Genomic DNA, 20211 nt, shown 5'->3' on the forward strand with positions numbered 1-20211 from the left:
GCTGGCGGAACCGGCACCCCAGGCCGGCCACGCCGTCGTCGTAAACCCGGGTTCGGGCGTGAGCTCACGCCGTTTCAGGCAGCAGTTCCCCGTACGGTGCCACCACTGTCCCTGTGGCGGTCGAGTCCGGGTTCAGCATCCAGCCAACCCGTTTGGCCGTGTTCAACATGACCACACTCTCCACGAGTTCGATGCCCGGGATCCGCTGCTGGATGGCGAGTTCCATCTCCATGATCTCGGCCAGCGACCGGAGCCACATGATCATGGTGAAGTTGGTGCGTCCGGTGGTGGACGCCGAGAACCTGACATTCCGGACCGAACGCAGTTCCGTCGCGGCGGCTTCGTGCCGGCCCGCCGGAACGTTCGCAAACCACTGAACGGTGATGGGGAAACCGGAGAATTTTTGGGCTATCTCACAGCGGAAGGAGAGCATCCTGCTGCTCAGCACCCGCCCCAACTGGCGCTGCACCGTGGCGGGATGGCGCCCCAGAGCCCGCGCAATCTCAGCAGCAGAAGCACGGCCGTCACGGGAAAGGAACGGGATGAGGGCCAGATGGCTCTCCGGTAGCGGCACGACTATGGCGTCGGGAGCCGACGGGTTGGCTGATTCAGGCCCCGCCAGTGCCCGGAGCGCCTGCTGTTCCCCCTTCGTGAGCACATTCAGCCGCCACGCATAGCCACTGGTGTGGATGCGTGTACACAGCGACGTGTGGTACTTGGTGAGCCCCCGGACTTCTTTGAGCCGCGGCAGCAGGCTGGTGCTGAACTGATCGAGGTCCTGGGTGATGACCGTGAGTGTGAGGTCGCGGTTGCTGGCCGCTTCTTCGACGGTGATGACCTCGGGGAGCTCTGCCAGGGCTGCCGTGACCTGCGGCCGGAGATCCATTTCGCAGTCGATGTCCACCATGGCAAGGCACATGTTCTTCGGATCGCCCATGAGATGCGCAGTAGTCCATGCCGCACCGGCAGCCTTCAGGCGGTCCCACCGCGCGGCCAAGGTTGTGGCGTGGACGCCCAGGACTTCGCCGGCGTCGGACCAGCTGATGCGGGGCGAAATCTGCAAGGCATTGATGAGGCGTAAATCCTCTTCGCTGAGTTCCATGAGTTCATTCTCGCAAACGGTGCATGAATCCTGCGTTTCTTGGCCTTTCGTGCATTTTTATAGATGTTTTCAGAATTGTGAGTTCAGTCACCACAGAATTGCAGGAAGAACCAATACCCCCAGCACGAGCAGGAGAACACATGACCATCGCCGCCGACGCCAAGGAACTCCAGGACGACATCGTCCGCCTCCGCCACGACCTCCACCGCGAACCGGAGATTGGCCTGCAACTCCCCCGTACTCAGGAAAAAGTACTGAAAGCGCTCGACGGACTCCCGTACGAGATCACCCTGGGCAAGGACACGACGTCGGTCACCGCGGTTCTGCGCGGTGGCGCTGCTTACGCGTCAGCCCAGAAGCCCGTGGTGTTGTTGCGCGCAGACATGGACGGCCTTCCGGTCCAGGAAACCACTGGCGTTGACTACACCTCCCGTGTCGACGGCGCGATGCACGCCTGCGGGCACGACCTCCACACGTCCATGCTCGCCGGAGCAGCTACCCTCCTGGCTGAACGTCGTGATCAGCTGGCCGGCGACGTCGTCCTCATGTTCCAGCCCGGCGAAGAAGGCTTCGACGGCGCCAGCTACATGATCAACGAAGGCGTCCTGGATGCTGCCGGCCGACGGGCAGATACGGCCTACGGCATGCACGTCTTCTCCGCGCTGGAACCCCATGGCCAGTTCGTCACCAAGAACGGTGTGATGCTCAGTTCCTCGGACGGACTCGTGGTGACTGTGCTTGGCGCCGGCGGGCATGGCTCTGCACCCCATTCAGCCAAGGACCCTGTGACCGCAGCAGCGGAAATGGTCACGGCCCTCCAGGTCATGGTGACCCGCCAGTTCAACATGTTCGATCCCGTTGTCCTCACCGTCGGCGTACTTCACGCCGGAACCAAGCGGAACGTGATCCCGGAGACCGCCCGCATCGAAGCCACCATCAGGACCTTCTCCGAAGAGTCCCGGCAGAAGATGATGGAGGTAGTACCCAAGCTGCTCCAAGGCATCGCTGCAGCCCACGGTTTGGAGGTTGATGTGGATTACCAACAGGAATACCCCCTCACCATCAACGACGAGGACGAAACGAACACCGCGGAAAAGGTCATCGCCGGCATGTTCGGCGAGTCCCGACTCACCCGGATGGCAACTCCCCTGGGTGGTTCCGAGGACTTCTCCCGCGTCCTGGCCGAGGTTCCGGGAACCTTCGTCGGGCTCAGTGCCGTTACCCCCGGCACCGACCACGCGACGTCGCCCTTCAACCACTCGCCGTACGCGACGTTCGACGACGGCGTCCTCACCGACGGCGCTGCCCTCTACGCCGAACTCGCCGTATCCCGCATCGCGACCCTCGCCGCCAACTAACTCCCAGCCCTACCCCACCTTGGAGAAACACATGACCGCCACCGTTGGAACGTCCACCGAAGTCAAGGTCCACAAATCCCACCTGCGGACGCTCGTAGGAACAGGCATTGGCAACGCCGTTGAATGGTACGACTGGGCCATCTACGCCACGTTCTCGCCGTTCATCGCGAGCGCACTGTTCAGCCAGGCAGACCCAACATCAGCTGTGCTGTCCACCTTGGCGATCTTCGCCGTCGGGTTCGTTGCCCGGCCGTTCGGCGGTTTCCTGTTCGGCTGGATCGGCGACCGCATCGGCCGCAAGACGTCCATGACGGTAGCGGTTGCCCTCGGCGCTCTCGGCAGCCTCCTCATCGGCATCGCTCCGACGTTCCAGGCTGTGGGCGCGTTCGCATCCGTGATGCTCCTGCTCGCCAGGCTCATACAGGGCCTTGCCCACGGTGGTGAGCTGCCGTCGTCGCAAACGTACCTGTCCGAGATGGCACCCAAGGAAAAGCGCGGCTTCTGGGCGACGCTCATCTACACGTCCGGCACCGCCGGCATTCTGGCCGGAACTCTGCTCGGCGCGATCCTCACGGCTGTCCTGACCAAGGACGACATGAGCGCATGGGGTTGGCGCATTCCGTTCCTCATCGGTGGTGCACTGGGCGTCTACGCGCTGTTCATGCGGGCCAAGATGAAGGAAACCCACGCATTCGAGGCCGAGACGCCCAAGGAAAAGCGCCTGCCCATGTGGCCGCAGATCGTCAAGTACCGCAAGCAGGCTTTGCAGGTCATCGGCCTGACGGTTGGCCTCACGGTGGTCTACTACATCTGGGGTGTCGTGGCACCGAGCTACGCAGCCACCACGTTGAAGATGGACCGCGGTGCAGCGCTCTGGGCCGGCGTGATCGCCAATGTCGTCTTCATCGCCGCACTCCCCTTCTGGGGCAAGCTGTCGGACCGCATTGGCCGCAAGCCTGTGCTGATCGGCTCGTCCATCGGTGCCATGGTCATGCACTTCCCCATGACGTGGCTGCTCAAGGATTCCCCGTGGCAGCTGACCGTGTCCATGTCCGTGATGCTGTTCTTCATTGCTGGTAGCGCGTCGATTGTCCCGGCCGTCTACGCCGAACTGTTCCCGACCCACATCCGCACTGTTGGCGTCGGCGTCCCGTACTCCATCTGCGTGGCTGCCTTCGGTGGCACTGCTCCGTACCTCCAGACCTGGCTGGCCAGCATTGGCCAGGGTTACCTGTTCAACGTCTACGCAGTGATCCTGCTGGTGATCGGCATCGCGTTCGCCTTCTCGATCCCCGAGACCAAGGGCAAGGACCTAACCCACTAGGTTCTCCCAACTAAGTCGCAGCAGATGCCGTTTTGAGCGCTCAAAACGGCATCTGCTGCGACTTACTTGGGTTAAACGAACTTGTCGCGACCTGCCCGGTAGCCGAAGAAGGCAGCCAGCGCTCCGACCACAAGGAACAGGATTCCGGCGGCCGCGAATCCGCCCGTGGCTTGGTGGAGCTGCCCCACCAGCAGCGTTCCCACCGATCCCACTCCGTAGCCGACGCCCTGCATCATCCCGGACAGGTGCGCGGCAGTATGCGCATCGCGGGTGCGGACAATGATCATCGTGAGGGCAACAGCGGTGAGCGAGCCCTGGCCGAGGCCCAGCAGTCCGGTCCAGATCCAGATCAGCCCAGTCGGTCCGAAGATGCTGAGGGCGAAGCCACCGCCGGTCATCAGTGCCACCACGGTGTTGATCACCCTCTGATCCTTGAACCGCGTGGCCAGGGCAGGGGCGAAAAGTGAACCGAGCATCTGCAACACGATCGACACCGACACAATCAGCCCGGCCGTTCCGCCATCGACGCCCCGGTCCCTCAGGATCGGCGCCAGCCACGCGAACACGCTGAACGACATCATGGCCTGCAGCACCATGAACAGCGTGACCTGCCAGGCCACGCCCGACCGCCACACGTTCACGCCGCCGTGGACGGCTTGGTGCTTGATCGATGGCTGGCGGATGGCCAGCGGAAGGAAGAGCAACAGCACGACGCCGGCAGGCACCGCCCAGGACCACAGCGCCGAAGTCCACTGGCCGGTTGCCGCAAAAACCGGATACGTGAACCCTGCACCAAGAGCCGCGGACGCACAGATCGCCGTGGTGTACAGGCCGCCCATGAGCCCGAGCCGGTGCGGGAAGTCTCTCTTGACCACGCCCGGCAGGAGTACGTTGCAGAGGGCGATGGCCGCTCCGCACGCTGCCGTTCCGGCGAGGAGTGCTGGAAGGTGCCCGGCGCCAGGGACCGCCGTTGGCCTGAGCAAGAGACCCGCCGTGAGCACCACCATCGCTCCCAGCAGGACCCGTTCTGCCCCGAACCGCCTCGCCAGTACAGGGGCGAGGGGTGCGAAAACGCCCAACAATGTCACGGGAACGGTTGTGAGGACCACCACCGCCCAGCCCGGCAGTCCGGCGTCGGACGTTATTTCCGGGAGGACAGCCGAGAAACTCGAGAAGACCGTCCGCAGGTTCAGGCCGATCAGGACCAGGCAGATGCCGAGGTAGATCAGGCCCCTCTTGGAGCGGAGCTGCGTAGGTGGGGCGGGCGGGACGTCGTCGATCTCGGCATCCACGGCGATTTCGGGCAAGAGGCGTTCTTGCTCAGACTTTTCGGTGTAGAAGGGCTTCGGGAAGGAGGTCACGCGTCCCATTCTGTCAGCCAGCCTGCACTGGGTTCATTGGGTCGGGATGTGACCACGGAACAAGTCAAAGACTCGCGGATCCCTTTTCATGCGTGCGTGAAAGTCGCAGCCAACGTCTCGATCTCAACAAGCTGACCGGGATATCCAAGCACAGCCACGCCGACGGACGGCAAGGTTGTAGGAGACTCATTCGATGCTCAGACGCGCGCGGCTTTCGCGAACATGGCGACAGCACTCGAAGACGCCGGAGCCGGATTGACGGATGTCATGAGCACCCGTCTTTTGGTTGCGTCGTCGGAACAGGAAGATCTGTGGGAGGCATGGTCGGCGCTTAGCGATTGCTATCGGACAAGCTCCACTGAAGCCATAGCAGGACGCTACCAGCCAGCACTTGACTCAGTGCCCATGACGCTGTTCACGGCGCGAACCCCCGCTTTGCCACCTTCACCCGCCGCCCATTTCGTAATACGATTTGTAGATGAGTCACGAGAAGGTCAATGGCGCGCCGGTCACCGATGAGATGATCCAAGCTTGGGCAGACGAGGCTGAGCACGGATACCCGACTGAGCAACTCCGCAGGCGAGGCCGCCGTCCAGTCGGTGATGGCCCCGGCGAAGTGGTGCCGGTGCGCATGGATGCCGAGCTGCTGCGGGAACTCTCCGCTCGAGCCGAGCATGATCACCTGAGCCGGTCGGAAGCCATACGCGCGGCCGTACGGGCGTGGATCAGCGCCGCGTAGTGCAGGCGCATGCTTCCGCACTCAAACACGGCATCAGCGCCGAGGATGGAATCCACGCGGCGGGTCACGCGGTCTACATTGCGGACCTCGACGAGGACAGCCCGGCTCGCCAACTAAGGCTCGGATTCGACGCAGCGGGGCGCCTCCTCGAAGTTGTCGTTCTTCGCTTCGACAGCGGCAATGAGTTGCTAATCCACGCAATGAAGGCTCGGACGCAGTACTTGAACCTGCTCACCTGAAATTCATCACAGCTGGCACAAAGCAGATGACGAAGCTCAGCCTGGGTAGGACGAGAGGGTCAGCCGCGGGGTTATGGAAGGCGCTCGGACGGCGGTGCCCAGACGCCCGCCCCTACTGCCCACCGGAACCCAAGTATTCTGGAATGGATGAGTGAAACCCCAGATTCCCCGCGACCAGTCACGCCCGGCAGCCAGGCTTCCTTCGGAACCTACGGCGGCCGGCCGGTCAGTTTCGTGCGCCGCGGCACCCGTTTGCAGGGTCGCAGGCAGGCCGCGTGGGAGGAGCACGCCGAGCGTTGGGCCGTCCAGGTTCCGCGTCACGTCGCCAACACTTCAGTCCACCCCGATTACACGTTCGACGCCGAGGCAGTGTTTGGGCGCAAAGCTCCCCTGATCGTCGAGATCGGTTCGGGCTTGGGTGACGCCGTGGTCCATGCCGCCGAACAGAATCCGGACAAGGACTTCCTGGCTGTCGAGGTTTACACGCCGGGCCTGGCCAACACCATCATCAAGATCAACAGCCGTGGCCTGACCAATGTGCGCGTGGTGGAAGCCAATGCGCCCGAAGTTTTGGAGTCGATGCTTCCTGCCGGTTCGGTCAGTGAGCTCTGGGTATTCTTCCCCGATCCATGGCACAAGGCACGCCACCATAAGCGCCGCCTGATCCAGCCGGCTTTCGCTTCCGTGGCCGCCAAGGCGCTGGAAAAGGGTGGCTACTGGCGCATTGCCACCGACTGGTCCAACTACGCCGTACACGTCCGCGAGGTTCTTGCAGGCTCAACGGAATTTGAGAACATGCACGAAGGCGAGCGCAGGGGCGAGGAGAGCCCTCTGACGCAAGTGTGGCAGTCCGGCGTCGAGTCTGTTGTGGGAGGGGCGCCGGTCCGGGAAGGCCGGGCACCTGTCAGCACTGAACATACGGGTCCGAACGAGGGCGTGGACGAGGAAGGCGGCTGGGCACCCAGGTTCGAGGGCCGTATCCGCACCAGCTTTGAAAACAAAGCCCACGAGGCCGGGCGTATGATTTTCGACCTCACGTATCGCAAGATCTAGCGCACGGACTTTGGGGGAAATATGAGCTATCAGCCACCGGTTGAGTACTACCAGCAGCAACGGTCCCGGACACCGGGGTTGGGTGCGGGCATCACAAGCATCGTCTCCGCGATCCTCTCGCCGATTGCCGCAGTGGTCAGCATTCCCTTGGGCGTCGCCGCTGTCGCTTCGGCGATGAGCCGCTACAACCCGGGCAACGACGTCTGGTGGTTCAGTGCGCTCATTCTGGCGCTGGTTGCCGTGATCCTTGCGATTGTGTCCGTCGTCAGTGGCCTGATCGCCGTATTTCGGGCCGGGCGCATGAATGCCGGCCGCATCACAGGGATCATCGGACTGGCGATCATGGCGGTCAATGTTTTTGGCGTTGCCTTCATGGTGCTCCTGGTGCTCGGTTCAGGGCAGGGGTCCTGAATGCCACAGGTCCGCGCCGAGCGGTTCATCCGTTTGGATCCCGAAACAGCCTTCGCACTCTCGCAGACCACTGGTGAATTCAGGCTCAGATGGGATCCGTTCATTTCGGCCCAAAGCTTCGTGGACGGAGCCAAGGCAGCAGGCAAGGGAGTCCGCACACGAACCGTGTCCCGTATGGGACTGAAAATGGTCAGCGAGTACGTCTCCTACGTCCCTCCCCGAAACGTAGGAATGACCATGGTGTCCGGGCCTTGGTTCTTCGAGAACTTCGGCGGCGGCTGGCGATTCACCCCCGACGACGGCGGCACCCGGGCGGTCTGGAAGTACACCTTTTCCTGCCGCCCGGCTTGGGTGAAGCCCGTGGCAGAGAGAATCGGGAGCTGGTTGTTGGGCCGCGAAATCGAGCGCCGGATCGAAGCATTTGCACGGGCTTGCGAAGACCCAGCCCTCGTAACCGAGCTGCGGGCAAACCTGCTGCACTGAGACCTACACCTGCACTGAGACCTACCGCACTGAGATCTACGGCACCGATATTGAGGCCACTGTCTTTTCGGCCTCATCCCGGAGTTCCACTCCGGCTATACCGCCAAGCTGCACGGGCGTAGCGCCAGTGATCTTGATGCGGCCACTCGGCGTTGCCGTCCAGCCGCAGGTGCGCTCTTCCGCCCCGTCCCGGCCCTTCACCCAGAGGTAGAGAGTTCCTTCGAGCGGCATGCTCTTGCCTTCGACCTCAAGCTGGGTGCCCCAGGTCTTCTTGACCATGCCCACTGTCAGCTGGAGCCCCGTTTCGGACTGGACCGAGTAGCTGGCATCGGGTTTTGGTGGCTGGTTCAGCAGCGGGCCCGCAAGGAAGCCAAGTGCCAGGCATGCAGCGGCGACCGCCCCCACGAAAGCCGCCCACCGCCGTCGTGATTTCTTCCTGCGTGCGGCAAGGTCAACCAGGATCTTCTGCGGCAATGCTTCCCGGCCCAGCTCCAAGGGTGAGAGGGCACCGGCGGTACCCGCCACGGTGAGTGCGACGGCGTCGGAGGCAGGAACGGCGTCGAGCAGCGCGGGGAGGCTTTCCAACTCCTCGAGTTCGCGCCGGCAGGCAGCACATCCGGCGAGGTGCTCTTCAAACGAGCGGGCCTCCTCGGGGTCGAGCCCTCCCAGCAGGTAGGCGCCCAGCAATTGGTGGACGGTGTTGCCGTTCATCGTTCCACCCCCATTTCATCAAGGATCGTTCGGAGGGCTTTCACAGCATAGAAAGCCCTGGATTTCACGGTTCCGGCCGGTATGTTCAGCTGCAGCGCTGCCTCAGTGACGGTGAACCGCTGGTAGTGCAGGGCCACAAGGACCTCGCGGTGTTCGTGGCTGAGCCTCAGGAGTGCCTCTTCCATGAGGACTCGGTTCAGGAGCTCATCAACGCGTTCCGTCGCAACGTGGTCTGGAAAGTCGTGCTCGCCTGCCTCAACAGGGCGCCTCTGGGCCTTCCTGTAGTTGTCGATGATGACGTTGCGGGCAGTCCGGAAGAGGTAGCTGCGCAGACTGCCCGTGATCTCCGGCGCGTGCTGCCACACCTTGAGGATGGTTTCCTGCACGACGTCGTCTGCTTGGTGCGTGTCCGAGGTGCAGCTGAGCACAAAGCGTTTCAGGGCCGTGCCGTGATCGCGGTAGATTGCCGCCACCACGTCCTCGTCCAACGGCATAGCCACCTCCTTCGCCTTGTTTCCTGCTGCCCTACCCCCATACGACGCCACGTGCAGCGAAAAGGTTCAGTTCCTTGAACCATTCTTCCCCCGCCTGCGTCGTAGGGGTTAGCGCCGACCCATTCCGGCCGGCCCGTCAAAGGAGCTAAAGATGAGAAATAGACTCAGCGTTGGACTCGGCGCAGTGGTTTTCGCCGTGGCTCTTACCGGTTGCGCCGGGAGCCCCGGGACAAGCACCACGTCTACTACCGCGCCGACGGCCGCCACTTCCTCGACGGCACCTACCTCCATGTCCCCAAGTACGGACGCAATGTCCAGCCCGGCCGCGGCAGGCGCAGAGATGAAAGTTGCATCATCCGGCGCCGGGCAGATCGTGGTGGACAGCAAGGGCATGAGCCTGTACTTCTTCACCAAGGACGTCAAGGATTCAGGAACCAGTGCATGCACGGGCGCCTGCCTGGCCGCTTGGCCGGTGTTCACGACGACGTCGGACAAGCCGGCCGTTGAAGGCGTCAGTGGCACCGTGGGAACCATAGCTACCCCTGACGGGAAGAAGCAGGTCACACTCAATGGCATGCCGCTGTACTACTACGCCAAGGACAAGGCTCCGGGCGACGTCAACGGCCAGGGCGTGATGAACGTCTGGTACCTGGTAAGCCCCAGCGGCGAGATGATCAAGGGCGCCGCCTCGGGATACTGAAGCGTGACACCGAGATCGTGGGAAGCCTGCCGTGTCGCCGAAGGGTTACGTGCGTACAGGCAGGGTTCCCACGCACTCGCGCTCAGGCCGCATCACCTGAGTGCCCGAAGGATGCGTTCCTTGAAGGCGCGCTCTTGAAACAGGTCCTTCCACTCGATCCGGATAAACCGCCATCCCTCCTCGACGAGTGCCTTTTCCCGCCGTCGTTCTTGAAAGATGACCTCCTCTGTCGGATTGAAGTCGAAGTATTTAGTGCGACCGTCAAACTCCAGAGCCAGTTTTTGCTCTTCCCAAGCGAAATCCATGCGATGGCGACCCAATCGGGACTGCACCTCGAATTGTGGCTGTGGGGGCCTGATGCTGAGCCTTTGCATTAACTCACGGGTAAGCGTCTCGCCAGCAGACTCGGAGCGGGGGTCTGCGTTGTCCAAAGCTTTGCGCAGCGTGCGGATACCCCGCTTCCCGGAGGAGACCGTGGCCAAGGAGGTCAGCCTGCTTCTATCAGCGCCGACGCGTAGTCCATGATCCATAATCACCAGTGCTTTGGGATAGCTAAGCATCCTTGCACTGTCAAAGATGGTGCGTTCGAGTGTGGTCGCCCGCAAACCCTGAACCTGCACGACGTCGTCCTCAGTGAAGCTTTCTGTGTGTCCCCGAACGTCCTTGCCCCATCTGTCGGAGGAAGGCCTGGTCGTGTGCAGAACATGAACCTTGTCATCCACGCCCCACACAAACAGGCCGTGGAGTCGTGCCGCCGACAAATGGCTGTAGACGAAACCGCCTGTTGACGTTGTCAGCGTCCCGTGCGCATGTGCCAGGATCCGCTCCTTGGCCTGTCTCCTCGGACCCAGTGCATTCCACTTGCTGCCCCTGATGTAGCAGCCGTACCTCAAGCGGTGCAGCTCACCGGAGTCCACCAGGGCCTTGACCTTTCGACTGTTTAGGCCGAAGCGGAGTAACTCGTCGGTTCTCCACATGTACCCGCGCACAGGAAGCAGGTGGACTAACGGGGCGGTGCTTTCAGGCGATGATGTTGGATCCATGGCCTTAGCATGCCGACGAAGCATCCAGTCCTTAAAGGGGTGCGCGACGCTATGTGGACATCCGAGTGCCGAGGCTCCGGGAACGATGCGGATACGCCGGAAGTTTGCCCACGAACGCGCACGTTTCCAGCGAAGTGAGGAGACGCCAGGCCTACGATCACCGCAGGGGTGACAGCCAAATCGCCCGAAAAGCGCGGGATCGCCGGAACGCTACGGCGATTGCGGAGCGTTCCGGCGATCTCGGCGGTCTTTCCCGCGAACTCAGCCCTGCGGGGGTGAAGCCTGCAACGCTGCGGCCTACGCTTCCGCGAGCTCGTCGGACTCTTCGAACTCCACCGCCGCGATGATTTCCTTGGTCTCAGGGTGGATCATGAAGGCTTCCTCATCGTCCTCCACCATGATGTAGTCGCCGTGGTCGGTGGAGAAGTGCCAGGCGAGGGTCTTCACGCCGTCGTGCTCGTAGTTGGGGTCTCCCATGGTGATCTTCTGCAGCGCGTAGCCGGCCACGTCGCACAGTTCCCGGATGATGACCTCAAACTCGGGTGCGTTGGCGAGGGCTTCTTCGTCAGCTTCGGCTTGGCGCTCGGCAAGGTCCGGAATCAGGGCAACGCGCTTGGCAATGTGTGCTTCCAACTCCTCGTCAGACAGAACCAGCAGCCCGGGCTGGTTCCGAAGGTAAGCGGCGTTGAGGTCGATGATGTCCTCTTCCTCCAGCAAGGCTTCGAACTCGCCGTCGAGCTCATCCAGGACAACGACGGCCTCGAGGGGCGCTTCGGAATCGTCCAGCTCGCCGTCGAGGTAGGCCTCGGCGTCGTCCTCACTCAACGCATCAAAGGCTGCAGCGGTGCGGTTGAACAGGTCCAGGTGCCGGGTGGCACCCATGCCTTCCAAACCGGCACGCACGTAGGCGTCCAACTCGTCACGCTCCGGGGCGGTGAACACGTACTGGGCGAATCCACCGGCCAACGCCTGTGTCAGGTAGAAATCAACAAAGTAGCTGTTGAGCGCGGGGGACGCGATTTCGTCGCTGTTGAGGAGCTCCGCATACATCTGGTTCACGACGTTGACGTTGGAATCCACTACGTCTGCATTGCCTGCTTCGAAGCTGGCCTTGTTCAGGACGACGGGGTACTCGTTGGTAGTCATGGGAAATCCTCACTGCTGAAAGCTGTTGGTGCTCCGGACCCTTTCAACGTACGCATGGGAGCGGTTCGGCAATCGAGGTTGAGGTTAACGGAGGGCGAAGTTTGGGAGCCGTTTTCTGCTGACTAAGATTGAGCAGATAACCTCCTGCCGAAAGTAGCCCGACGCATGCCGTCCCACACAGACGAAACCTGGGAACTGGCCATTCAGACTCCTGCCATTAACGACCGCTCCCTGGCGGCCGGATTGGCCTATGCCATGGGCAGCCGCGTGAGCGGAATTTCTTTCGATTCGGCCACCGGCCTCCTGCTGGGCAAGGTCCGCGGCACCGGTCCGCAACCATATTCGACGTCGGCCAAGCTGGTTCGCAAGCCCAGCGGCTGGAGCTGCACCGTAGGTATTTGCAGCTGCCCTGTCCGCAAGGACTGCAAACATGTGGCTGCCCTGCTTTTCACGGCTGAAGACCACCCCACTATCCGTGCCCAGCTCCTGTCCCAGGCACCCGGGATCCAGACCTCGCGCCTTGGTTCCTCCGAGCAGGGCGGTGCCGGGCGGCCGGCTTGGGAGCAAGCCCTCAACAGGCTGATCGCGAAGCCGGGCACCGCGCCGAGCACTGCCGGCATTCCGCTCGCCCTGCAGTTCGAGGTTGAGGAACCGGCCGCCCACTTCTCCTACACAGGCCGCCGCGATCCCATGCGCAGTGTCCGGCAGCTCAAGGCCCGGCCCGTGATGATGGGTGCCAAGGGAAAATGGATCCGCGGCGACGTCTCCTGGAACAACCTGAGCTACATCAGTTTCCGCCGCGAATTCAATGAGGCACACGTCGAGTGGCTTCAGACTTTCCTCGCTGCCCATGGTTCCAGCAATGGTCGCCAGCAACCGTCGGGCGCCATGTGGTTGAGCCTGAATGATTTCGCCGCCAAGAACCTTTGGACCCTTCTCGCCGATGCAACTAAAGCCGGCATTCCGCTGATTCACGCGGCTGGTAGCGAGCCTGTCCACGTCGAGACCCAACCCGCCGTCGTCGGACTCAGTTTGGCGCGCCTTGAAGCGTTGGGCGGCAAAGACGGGAAGCAAACGCCCGACGGCGGCCTGCAGCTTGCGCCGTCGGTGACGGTAGGCGGTGAGCAGATTGATGCCGGGACTGTGGGCTTCCTCGGCAAGCCCGCGTATGGGATTTTCTTCACGCATTCCGGCGCCGAAGCCTTGCCCGGGGTGCCGCAGCAGAACAACCTGATCACGCTCGCCCCGATTGAGGGCGGTATCAGCGACGAACTGCTCGAGTTTGTCACCGAGGGCGAGACCCTTCTGATTCCGGCCGAAGATGAGAGCCGGTTCCTGACCTCGTTCTACCCGAAGCTGCGGCAGTCGACGCCCGTCAAGGCAGCGGATGAATCGGTGGAACTGCCAACCCTGGCGGTCCCCACGCTTTCCCTGCTCGCCAACTACGGCACCGACCACAAAGTCCGGCTGCACTGGGAATGGCATTACAAGTCCGGCACGTTGGTCACCGCGCAGCCCTTGTGGCGGCACCCGGATGACCGTGGCTACCGGGATGACCTTAAGGAAGCCCGCATCCTGGATTCGATCGGTCGGCCGTGGGACGTGGTTCCGGCGTTGGCGGAATCGGCTACCGGCGGCTGGGGCGCTCCGCGGCTCGCGGCCTCGGCTGAGCTTTCCGGCCTGGACACGCTGGCTTTCACCGAGGAGATCCTGCCGGCGCTCAAGGACCTGCCCGACGTCGTCGTAGAGACCTCCGGTGACATCGCTGATTACCGCGAAGCCGCCGAAGCTCCCGTTGTCTCCATCTCCACGAAGGAAACAGCGAGCGGCGACTGGTTCGATCTCGGCATCGTCATCACCCTCGAAGGCGAACCGGTCTCGTTCGCCGCCGTGTTCTCCGCCCTCGCTGCCGGGATGAGCCGCATGCTGCTCCCCAGCGGCGCCTATTTCTCCCTCGACCTGCCTGAGCTGCACCAGCTCCGAGCGTTGATCGACGAAGCCCGCTCCCTTCAGGACAACCCGGACAACAAAGACGGCACCCTGCAGATCAGCCGATTCCAGGCCGGGCTCTGGGATGAACTCGCGCAACTCGGCATCGTTGACGAACAGGCCGCAGCTTGGCGCGAAGCTGTTGGCGGATTGCTCGACGACGGCGTGACCGGGCTGCCGCTGCCGGCAGGCCTTAACGCCGAGCTGCGTCCGTATCAGCTTGAAGGTTTCAACTGGCTCAGCTTCCTCTTCAAGCACAGCCTCGGCGGCGTGTTGGCCGATGACATGGGCTTGGGCAAGACCGTGCAGGCGATCGCGCTGATCTGTGCGGCCAAGGAGCTGGCTGCTGCTGTTGATTCCGCTGACGTCGGTGTGGCCGACAGCCCGCCCCGCGCTCCGTTCCTGGTGGTGGCCCCAACCAGCGTGGTGAGCAACTGGGCCGCCGAAGCGCAACGGTTCGCTCCCGGACTCATTGTGCGGACCGTCGGTGAAACTTTCGCCAAGAGCGGGCTGTCACCTGTCGACGCGCTGGCGGGTGCCGACGTCGTTATTACGTCCTATGCGCTGTTCCGCATTGATTACGATGCCTACGCATCGTTCCAGTGGGCGGGGCTCATGCTGGACGAGGCGCAGTTCGTAAAGAACCACCAATCCAAGGCCTACCAGTGCGCGCGGAAGCTTCCGGCCCGGTTCAAACTGGCCATCACAGGCACGCCGCTGGAGAACAACCTCATGGAGTTCTGGGCACTGACGTCGATCGTGGCGCCTGGCCTGTTCCCGAGTCCCAAGCGGTTCGCGGAAAACTACCAGAAGCCGGTGGAGAAGAACGGTGACTCGGCGCAGTTGGCCAAGCTCCGGCGTCGTGTCCGTCCACTGATGATGCGCCGCACCAAAGAACAGGTCATCAAGGATCTGCCGCCGAAGCAGGAGCAGGTCCTTGAGGTCGTGCTGAACCCGCGGCACCAGAAGGTTTACCAGACGCACCTCCAGCGCGAGCGGCAGAAGATCCTTGGACTGATCGACGACGTCAACAAGAACCGTTTCACGATCTTCCAGTCCTTGACGTTGCTGCGTCAGCTGAGCTTGGATGCGTCGTTGGTGGATTCGTCGTTGTCAGGGGTGCGGTCGTCCAAGCTGGATGTGCTGTTCGAACAGTTGGAGGATTTGATCTCCGAGGGCCACCGCGCCCTGATTTTCAGCCAGTTCACGGGCTTCCTGGGCAAGGTTCGGGAGCGTTTGGATGCCGAGGGCGTGGAGTATTGCTACCTCGATGGCAGCACCCGGAACCGTGGCGATGTGGTCAGCGAGTTCAAGAACGGGGCCGCTCCGGTGTTCCTGATTTCGCTGAAAGCCGGTGGCTTCGGGCTCAACCTCACTGAGGCTGATTACGTGTTCCTGCTGGATCCGTGGTGGAACCCGGCGTCCGAGGCACAGGCTGTGGACCGTACGCACCGCATCGGGCAGGCCCGCAACGTCATGGTCTACCGGTTGGTTGCGAAGGACACCATCGAAGAAAAGGTCATGGCGCTGAAGGCCAAGAAGTCGCAGCTGTTCGCGGATGTGATGGAAGGCGACGCCCTGGCTGGTGGCTCGTTGACGGCGGAGGACCTGGCGGCGCTGTTCGCGGAATAGTCGCTGCTTGGCTGTAGACTCTCCCCGGCCCAAGAATGTGGTCGCTGGCACATCAATAGGGGGAGCTGCAGTGACCACTCTGCTGTTTTCGACGCAAGAACATTTGAGGGCCCGTTCAAAGGGACTCCTGCGGACTCTTTCCGCTACGCTGCTTGCCGTGAGCCTGACGGCCGCCGCTCTGTTCGGAATGGCCTCGCCAGCGCAGGCGGACGTGCGCGTCGCAGACATCGTGACAGGCAGCGCTCCGACGGAAACTGTCGTGAATCCGGTGACGAATAGGATTTATGTTGCCAACCATGGCAGCCCCTTCCTAACGGCAGTGGATGGGGCGACGAACGCTGCGAGTTCCATCCAGTTGGCGGGACGGGCGTCGGGTTTGGCCGTCAACTCGGTGACCAACACGGTCTACGCCTCGGTGGATGGAACCATCGTAGCCATTGACGGCGCCAGCAAGGCTGTGTCAGTTGTCCACTCCGGCCCGGTCGGAGGAGAACTCGCCGTCAATGAGACAACCAATCAGATCTTTGCGGTCAACCAAACCGGTATGTTAATCATCGACGGCGATACAAAGGTAGCCGTTACGGTCCCCCTCGATGGCTATGCATCGAGGATGGCCGTGAACTCGGCAACGAACACGGTCTACGCAATTGGATGGTATGAGAATGCAGTGTTCGCTGTGAACGCGACCACCAAGAGCTCCACCAAAATCGCGGTGGGAGAAAGACCTATACAGGTCGCCGTCAACAAAAAGTCCAACAAGGCCTACGTCACAGCTGAAAGTGTCACTGAAACGTCAATACCCGGGGTAACTGTGATTGACGGTGCAACCAACGCCACAACAAGCATCCCGTTCTACGACTACACCGGCGCCCTTGCAGTAAACGAGAAGACAAACAAGGTTTACGTTTCAACGGGCGCCTATTACCTGTCCGAATTGGACGGAGCAACGAACAAAGTCAGGAAATTCGAATACGGCGACTTCCTGGACTCCCCCGTCAGCCTGGTTGTCAACGAAACCACCAACAAGGTCTACGGTGTCATTCCAAACCGCGGCAAACTGATCGTACTTCGCGCCAGCACTGGCGTCTTTGAAATCATCCAGGTGGGCAACTGGCCTCAAGTGGCGGCCGTCAACGAGGTAACAAATAAAACCTACGTCGCAAACCAGACGGGCGGCGCACTTTCAGTCATCGACGGCGCTGACGCTCCTCCAGCATTTACGGCAAGCCAGCCGCCCGTAGCGGCAACGGTAGGCTCGGCCTACAAATACACCTTCCAAGCGAAGGGCTCGCCAGCACCTAAATTCTCTGTCTACGCGGGCACTTTGCCTCCAGGGCTGACCCTGGACAAGCAGACCGGCGTTCTTTCCGGCATCGCAACCAAGGCGGGGACCTACAAAGTCCAGGTGGCTGCGTCCAATGGTGTCAGCCCCTCAGCCTTCAGCAAGTGGTTCGCGATCACGGTCAACGCTGCCAAGAACGATTTCACCTCCGATGGCAAAGCCGACACCCTGGCCCGGGACTCGGCAGGCACCCTATGGCTATACGCGGGCGACACAGGCGGTCACTTCCTGCCCCGTGTTCAAGTTGGTTCCGGCTGGAACGCCATGACATCGCTCGTGGCTCCAGGCGACCTCAACGGTGACGCCAAGCCGGACGTCCTTGCACGTGACGCAGCCGGAGTCCTGTGGCTTTACCCAAGCAACGGGTACGGCGAATGGTACCCCCGGATCCAGGTCGGTGCCGGTTGGAATGTCATGACCTCAATCGTGGGCCCTGGCGACTTCAACGGCGACGGCAAGCACGATGTCTTAGCCAGGGACTCTTCAGGGACATTGTGGCTGTATCCGGGTAACGGTGCTGCCGGGTGGCTCCCTCGGGTCGCGGTCGGCTCAGGCTGGAATGCGATGGACAAGATCGTGGGCCCCGGAGACTTCAATGGAGACGGCAAGCACGATGTCTTTGCCATCGATACCGGGGGCACGTTGTGGCTCTACCCCGGCAACGGCACAAGCGGCTGGCTCCCCCGCGTCCAGGTGGGTTCGGGCTGGAACTCCATGACCGCCGTCGTTGGTCCCGGCGACTTCAACAGCAACTTCCTACCGGACGGCACAGCCGACCTCCTGGCCCGCGATGCTGAAGGCGTCCTCTGGCACTACCCCGGCGACGGCAAGGGTGGCTGGATGCCGCGCTTCGCTGTTGGTTGGGGATGGGGCGTCATGACGGCTATTCTCTAGGACTATCGACGGCGGCCTTCCGCGGGGAGGCCGCCGTACACCCTCGCGCTCCGATACTGAGTCCGGATCCATCATTTTGAACGCGCTTCTTTGCCTCTCCGGCAACTGGTCCCTCAGATCCGTATAGCTATCAGTGAACGTGACCCACAAAACGTGACGGATGGAGCCAGAGGCGGCCGCTCAAAACAAAGTCAGTCGTCCAGCCGCACCCCGCGCAGCAACAGCATCGTTCCGCCCACGGCCACAGCGGACGCCAGGAAAACACCCGCAGCACCGAGTCCTACCGCCACAACACCGATGGCGCTCGGCAGGACAACTTGCCCCACCCTGTTCCCGGCAAGCCTCAAGGCCAGCGCACGTCCGCGTTGGCCTTGAGGCGCTTGGGCCGACAACCAGGACATGGTCAGCGGCTGTCCGATTCCCAGCCCGAGGCCCAGGAAAGCCATGACGACGAACAGCAACCACATCGGCATCGGAATGGCAGCTACTGCCAGCGAGACCGTGGAAACCGCAAGGCTCAGGACCAGCAACCTCATCCGCCCCAACTTCCGGGACATGCTGCCAAGCCCAATCCGGGAGACCATCGAGAACCCCGCGCGAACAGTCAGCATGAGACCGACTGTGGCCGCGGTCAGACCCCGTTCGGCGCCAAGCGCAGGCAGGTAGACCACCGTAAGATCCACCACTGCCAGGACGGTTGCGCTCGTTGCCAATGCCCGGACCACGCCCGGCGTTCTCAACAAGGAGATGGCACCGCCTTTGGGGCTGTCCGCTGTTTTGGCCTTGTCCCTCCGGCCACTGACGCGGGACGACACAACGAACGTCGCGAGGAACAGCACCAGGCTCATCGCCGTCGCGAGAAGGAAGATCGCGTTCGTATCCGGGCGGACAGAGGCGCCGCCCACCAAGGAAATCGCCAACGGCCCAAGTGCCTGGCCCAGCGACGCGGCGAACGTCAGGTACCCGAAGGCTGAATCGAGCCGGGTGGAGTTGGCATTGTTCGCAACCACCGCCTGCTGCCCCACCACGCAAGCCAACTGGCCGGCGCCAAGAAGCGCAGTTCCGGCCACCAACGCAGGAACCGACGTTCCGAACAACAGCAGAAAAGCGGAACAACCCAGCACGACGGCGGAGCCGATCGCCATGAGGCGACGCTCACCGAGGCGGTCCACCAGTCCGCCGATCGGCAGCGCGAGGAGTAGCGGGAAGACTGCATAACTGGCAGCGAGAAGACCGAGTGCAAACCCGGGGACATCGAGTTCCAGTGCCCGGTAGCTGGTGGCTGGCCGCACCAGGAACGTGACTGCCTGGATGAGTGCGGAGTGGATCAGAAGTGCAAGGGACGAGCGTCGCCCGAGTTCGCCAATCATTCGACCACAAGGCCCGCGCCTGAAATGGCACGCAACGTCTCGTCACGGGCGGCGATAACGTGGTCGAACGCGATCTTCGCTGCCTTGTCTGGCTTCTTTGAGGCTATGGCTTCCACCAGTACGCGGTGGTCGGCAAGGGCCTGTTCCCGGCGCTCACCGGAATTGTTGGTGAAATGCCGGTATCGCTCAACCTGGCTGGAGATCTGGTCATGGAAGCGTTGTGCCCACGAATTTCCGGCGATCCCAGCGATGGTGGCGTGCAATGTCACGCCGTATTTCATGGCTTCATCGGCGAATCCCACCATGGCCGCATTTCGCTCAAGGATGCCCTGCAGCTTTTCGATATCTTCAGCAGTTGCCTTGGCACACGCTTCCCGTGCCATCAATGATTCCAGTGCTGCCCGAACGTCGTACAGTTCGGCAATCACCGTCTCATCCAGCGCTGGAACCACCACTCCCCCGGTTGCCTGTTGCTCCAGGAGGCTCTCCGAAATCAAGCGCCGGATAGCTTCCCTCAGCGGGGTTCGGCTGACTTGCAGCGCAGTAGCCATGGCCGGCTCGTAAACGCGCTCACCTGGCTTGAGCTCCAAGCTGAGGATCCGGCGTTTGAGCTCGTTGTAGACCAGGTGTGCCCCGGTGTTCCGTGGTTGTTGATGGGCCATGCGGCTTCCTTGGCTTGGATATGTGTACTTGTATACATCTATACATTGCACGCGCAGCCAAAGCAACGCGGGGTCACTTACGGCCCATGTTCTCGGCGATAACCGGCCGTAAGTGACCCCGCGTTGCGTAATCCGCTGATTCGCTGGTCCGCCAAGGG

The 20211-nt window shown here is 62.2% G+C and carries 18 protein-coding genes and 1 pseudogene; 11 read left to right on the forward strand and 8 right to left on the reverse strand.

Annotated features, from left to right (window positions below; genetic code table 11):
• Positions 1-64 precede the first annotated feature (64 nt).
• Positions 65-1102 (reverse strand): Lrp/AsnC family transcriptional regulator, encoded by a 1038-nt coding sequence (locus AC6I99_RS18945; protein WP_497944325.1) that lies wholly within the window; start codon positions 1100-1102, stop codon positions 65-67.
• 140 nt (positions 1103-1242) lie between these two features.
• Between AC6I99_RS18945 and AC6I99_RS18950 the strand changes: the two genes are divergently transcribed.
• Both AC6I99_RS18950 and AC6I99_RS18955 read left to right on the forward strand, forming a co-directional pair.
• Entirely contained in the window at positions 1243-2460 is a 1218-nt protein-coding gene (locus AC6I99_RS18950) for a M20 metallopeptidase family protein (RefSeq protein WP_497944324.1), read from the forward strand.
• Positions 2461-2491: 31 nt separating this feature from the next.
• Positions 2492-3784 carry an MFS transporter gene (locus tag AC6I99_RS18955; RefSeq protein ID WP_497944323.1) on the forward strand — a complete coding sequence of 431 codons (1293 nt, stop codon included), beginning with the start codon at positions 2492-2494 and terminating at the stop codon, positions 3782-3784.
• 71 nt (positions 3785-3855) lie between these two features.
• Here AC6I99_RS18955 and AC6I99_RS18960 read toward each other — a convergent pair whose 3' ends face one another.
• The gene (locus AC6I99_RS18960; RefSeq protein ID WP_497944322.1) at positions 3856-5145 is read right to left on the reverse strand and encodes an MFS transporter; all 1290 of its coding nucleotides are present in this window, start codon (positions 5143-5145) and stop codon (positions 3856-3858) included.
• 168 nt (positions 5146-5313) lie between these two features.
• On the opposite strand from AC6I99_RS18960, the pseudogene AC6I99_RS18965 reads away from it, so the two are divergent.
• From AC6I99_RS18965 to AC6I99_RS18990, 6 genes and pseudogenes are all read left to right on the forward strand, one after another.
• Positions 5314-5664 (forward strand): annotated as a pseudogene (locus AC6I99_RS18965) (Rid family hydrolase); the annotation flags it as partial.
• Entirely contained in the window at positions 5624-5884 is a 261-nt protein-coding gene (locus AC6I99_RS18970) for a ribbon-helix-helix domain-containing protein (RefSeq protein WP_309928514.1), read from the forward strand. The pseudogene AC6I99_RS18965 and the gene AC6I99_RS18970, both read left to right, overlap by 41 nt.
• The gene (locus AC6I99_RS18975) at positions 5884-6123 is read left to right on the forward strand and encodes a toxin (protein ID WP_497944321.1); all 240 of its coding nucleotides are present in this window, start codon (positions 5884-5886) and stop codon (positions 6121-6123) included. Before AC6I99_RS18970 ends, AC6I99_RS18975 begins: the two co-directional genes overlap by 1 nt.
• Before the next feature lie 147 nt (positions 6124-6270).
• A complete protein-coding gene (trmB, locus tag AC6I99_RS18980; RefSeq protein ID WP_224165466.1) occupies positions 6271-7176 on the forward strand; it encodes a tRNA (guanosine(46)-N7)-methyltransferase TrmB in 906 nt (301 codons plus the stop codon).
• A 21-nt stretch (positions 7177-7197) separates the two neighbouring features.
• Complete coding sequence (locus tag AC6I99_RS18985; RefSeq protein ID WP_224165467.1) at positions 7198-7587, forward strand: hypothetical protein; 390 nt, start codon at positions 7198-7200, stop codon at positions 7585-7587.
• Positions 7588-8070 (forward strand): SRPBCC family protein, encoded by a 483-nt coding sequence (locus AC6I99_RS18990; RefSeq protein ID WP_497944320.1) that lies wholly within the window; start codon positions 7588-7590, stop codon positions 8068-8070. It begins immediately after the preceding gene.
• Between the two features lie 36 nt (positions 8071-8106).
• On the opposite strand, the gene AC6I99_RS18995 is transcribed toward AC6I99_RS18990, so the two are convergent.
• Positions 8107-8781 (reverse strand): anti-sigma factor family protein, encoded by a 675-nt coding sequence (locus AC6I99_RS18995; RefSeq protein WP_497944319.1) that lies wholly within the window; start codon positions 8779-8781, stop codon positions 8107-8109.
• Positions 8778-9275 carry a sigma-70 family RNA polymerase sigma factor gene (locus AC6I99_RS19000; RefSeq protein WP_224089146.1) on the reverse strand — a complete coding sequence of 166 codons (498 nt, stop codon included), beginning with the start codon at positions 9273-9275 and terminating at the stop codon, positions 8778-8780. The genes AC6I99_RS18995 and AC6I99_RS19000 overlap by 4 nt, the downstream gene beginning before the upstream one ends.
• Before the next feature lie 151 nt (positions 9276-9426).
• Here AC6I99_RS19000 and AC6I99_RS19005 point away from each other — a divergent pair, with 151 nt between their 5' ends.
• Entirely contained in the window at positions 9427-9975 is a 549-nt protein-coding gene (locus tag AC6I99_RS19005; RefSeq protein ID WP_497944318.1) for a COG4315 family predicted lipoprotein, read from the forward strand.
• A 92-nt stretch (positions 9976-10067) separates the two neighbouring features.
• On the opposite strand, the gene AC6I99_RS19010 is transcribed toward AC6I99_RS19005, so the two are convergent.
• Both AC6I99_RS19010 and AC6I99_RS19015 read right to left on the reverse strand, forming a co-directional pair.
• Positions 10068-11018, reverse strand: coding sequence for a type IV toxin-antitoxin system AbiEi family antitoxin domain-containing protein (locus tag AC6I99_RS19010; RefSeq protein WP_497944317.1), 951 nt, complete (start codon positions 11016-11018; stop codon positions 10068-10070).
• A 297-nt stretch (positions 11019-11315) separates the two neighbouring features.
• Positions 11316-12164, reverse strand: coding sequence for a DMP19 family protein (locus AC6I99_RS19015; RefSeq protein WP_497944316.1), 849 nt, complete (start codon positions 12162-12164; stop codon positions 11316-11318).
• Between the two features lie 165 nt (positions 12165-12329).
• On the opposite strand from AC6I99_RS19015, the gene AC6I99_RS19020 reads away from it, so the two are divergent.
• Together AC6I99_RS19020 and AC6I99_RS19025 are read left to right on the forward strand one after the other, a co-directional pair.
• Complete coding sequence (locus AC6I99_RS19020; protein WP_497944315.1) at positions 12330-15785, forward strand: DEAD/DEAH box helicase; 3456 nt, start codon at positions 12330-12332, stop codon at positions 15783-15785.
• 70 nt (positions 15786-15855) lie between these two features.
• Positions 15856-18021, forward strand: coding sequence for an FG-GAP-like repeat-containing protein (locus AC6I99_RS19025; RefSeq protein WP_497944314.1), 2166 nt, complete (start codon positions 15856-15858; stop codon positions 18019-18021).
• Positions 18022-18212: 191 nt separating this feature from the next.
• On the opposite strand, the gene AC6I99_RS19030 is transcribed toward AC6I99_RS19025, so the two are convergent.
• Both AC6I99_RS19030 and AC6I99_RS19035 read right to left on the reverse strand, forming a co-directional pair.
• Complete coding sequence (locus AC6I99_RS19030; RefSeq protein ID WP_497944313.1) at positions 18213-19391, reverse strand: MFS transporter; 1179 nt, start codon at positions 19389-19391, stop codon at positions 18213-18215.
• Positions 19388-20053 (reverse strand): GntR family transcriptional regulator, encoded by a 666-nt coding sequence (locus tag AC6I99_RS19035; RefSeq protein WP_497944312.1) that lies wholly within the window; start codon positions 20051-20053, stop codon positions 19388-19390. The genes AC6I99_RS19030 and AC6I99_RS19035 overlap by 4 nt, the downstream gene beginning before the upstream one ends.
• Between the last annotated feature and the right edge of the window lie 158 nt (positions 20054-20211).

It is taken from the genome of Arthrobacter sp. TmtSoilC77 (assembly GCF_059739415.1).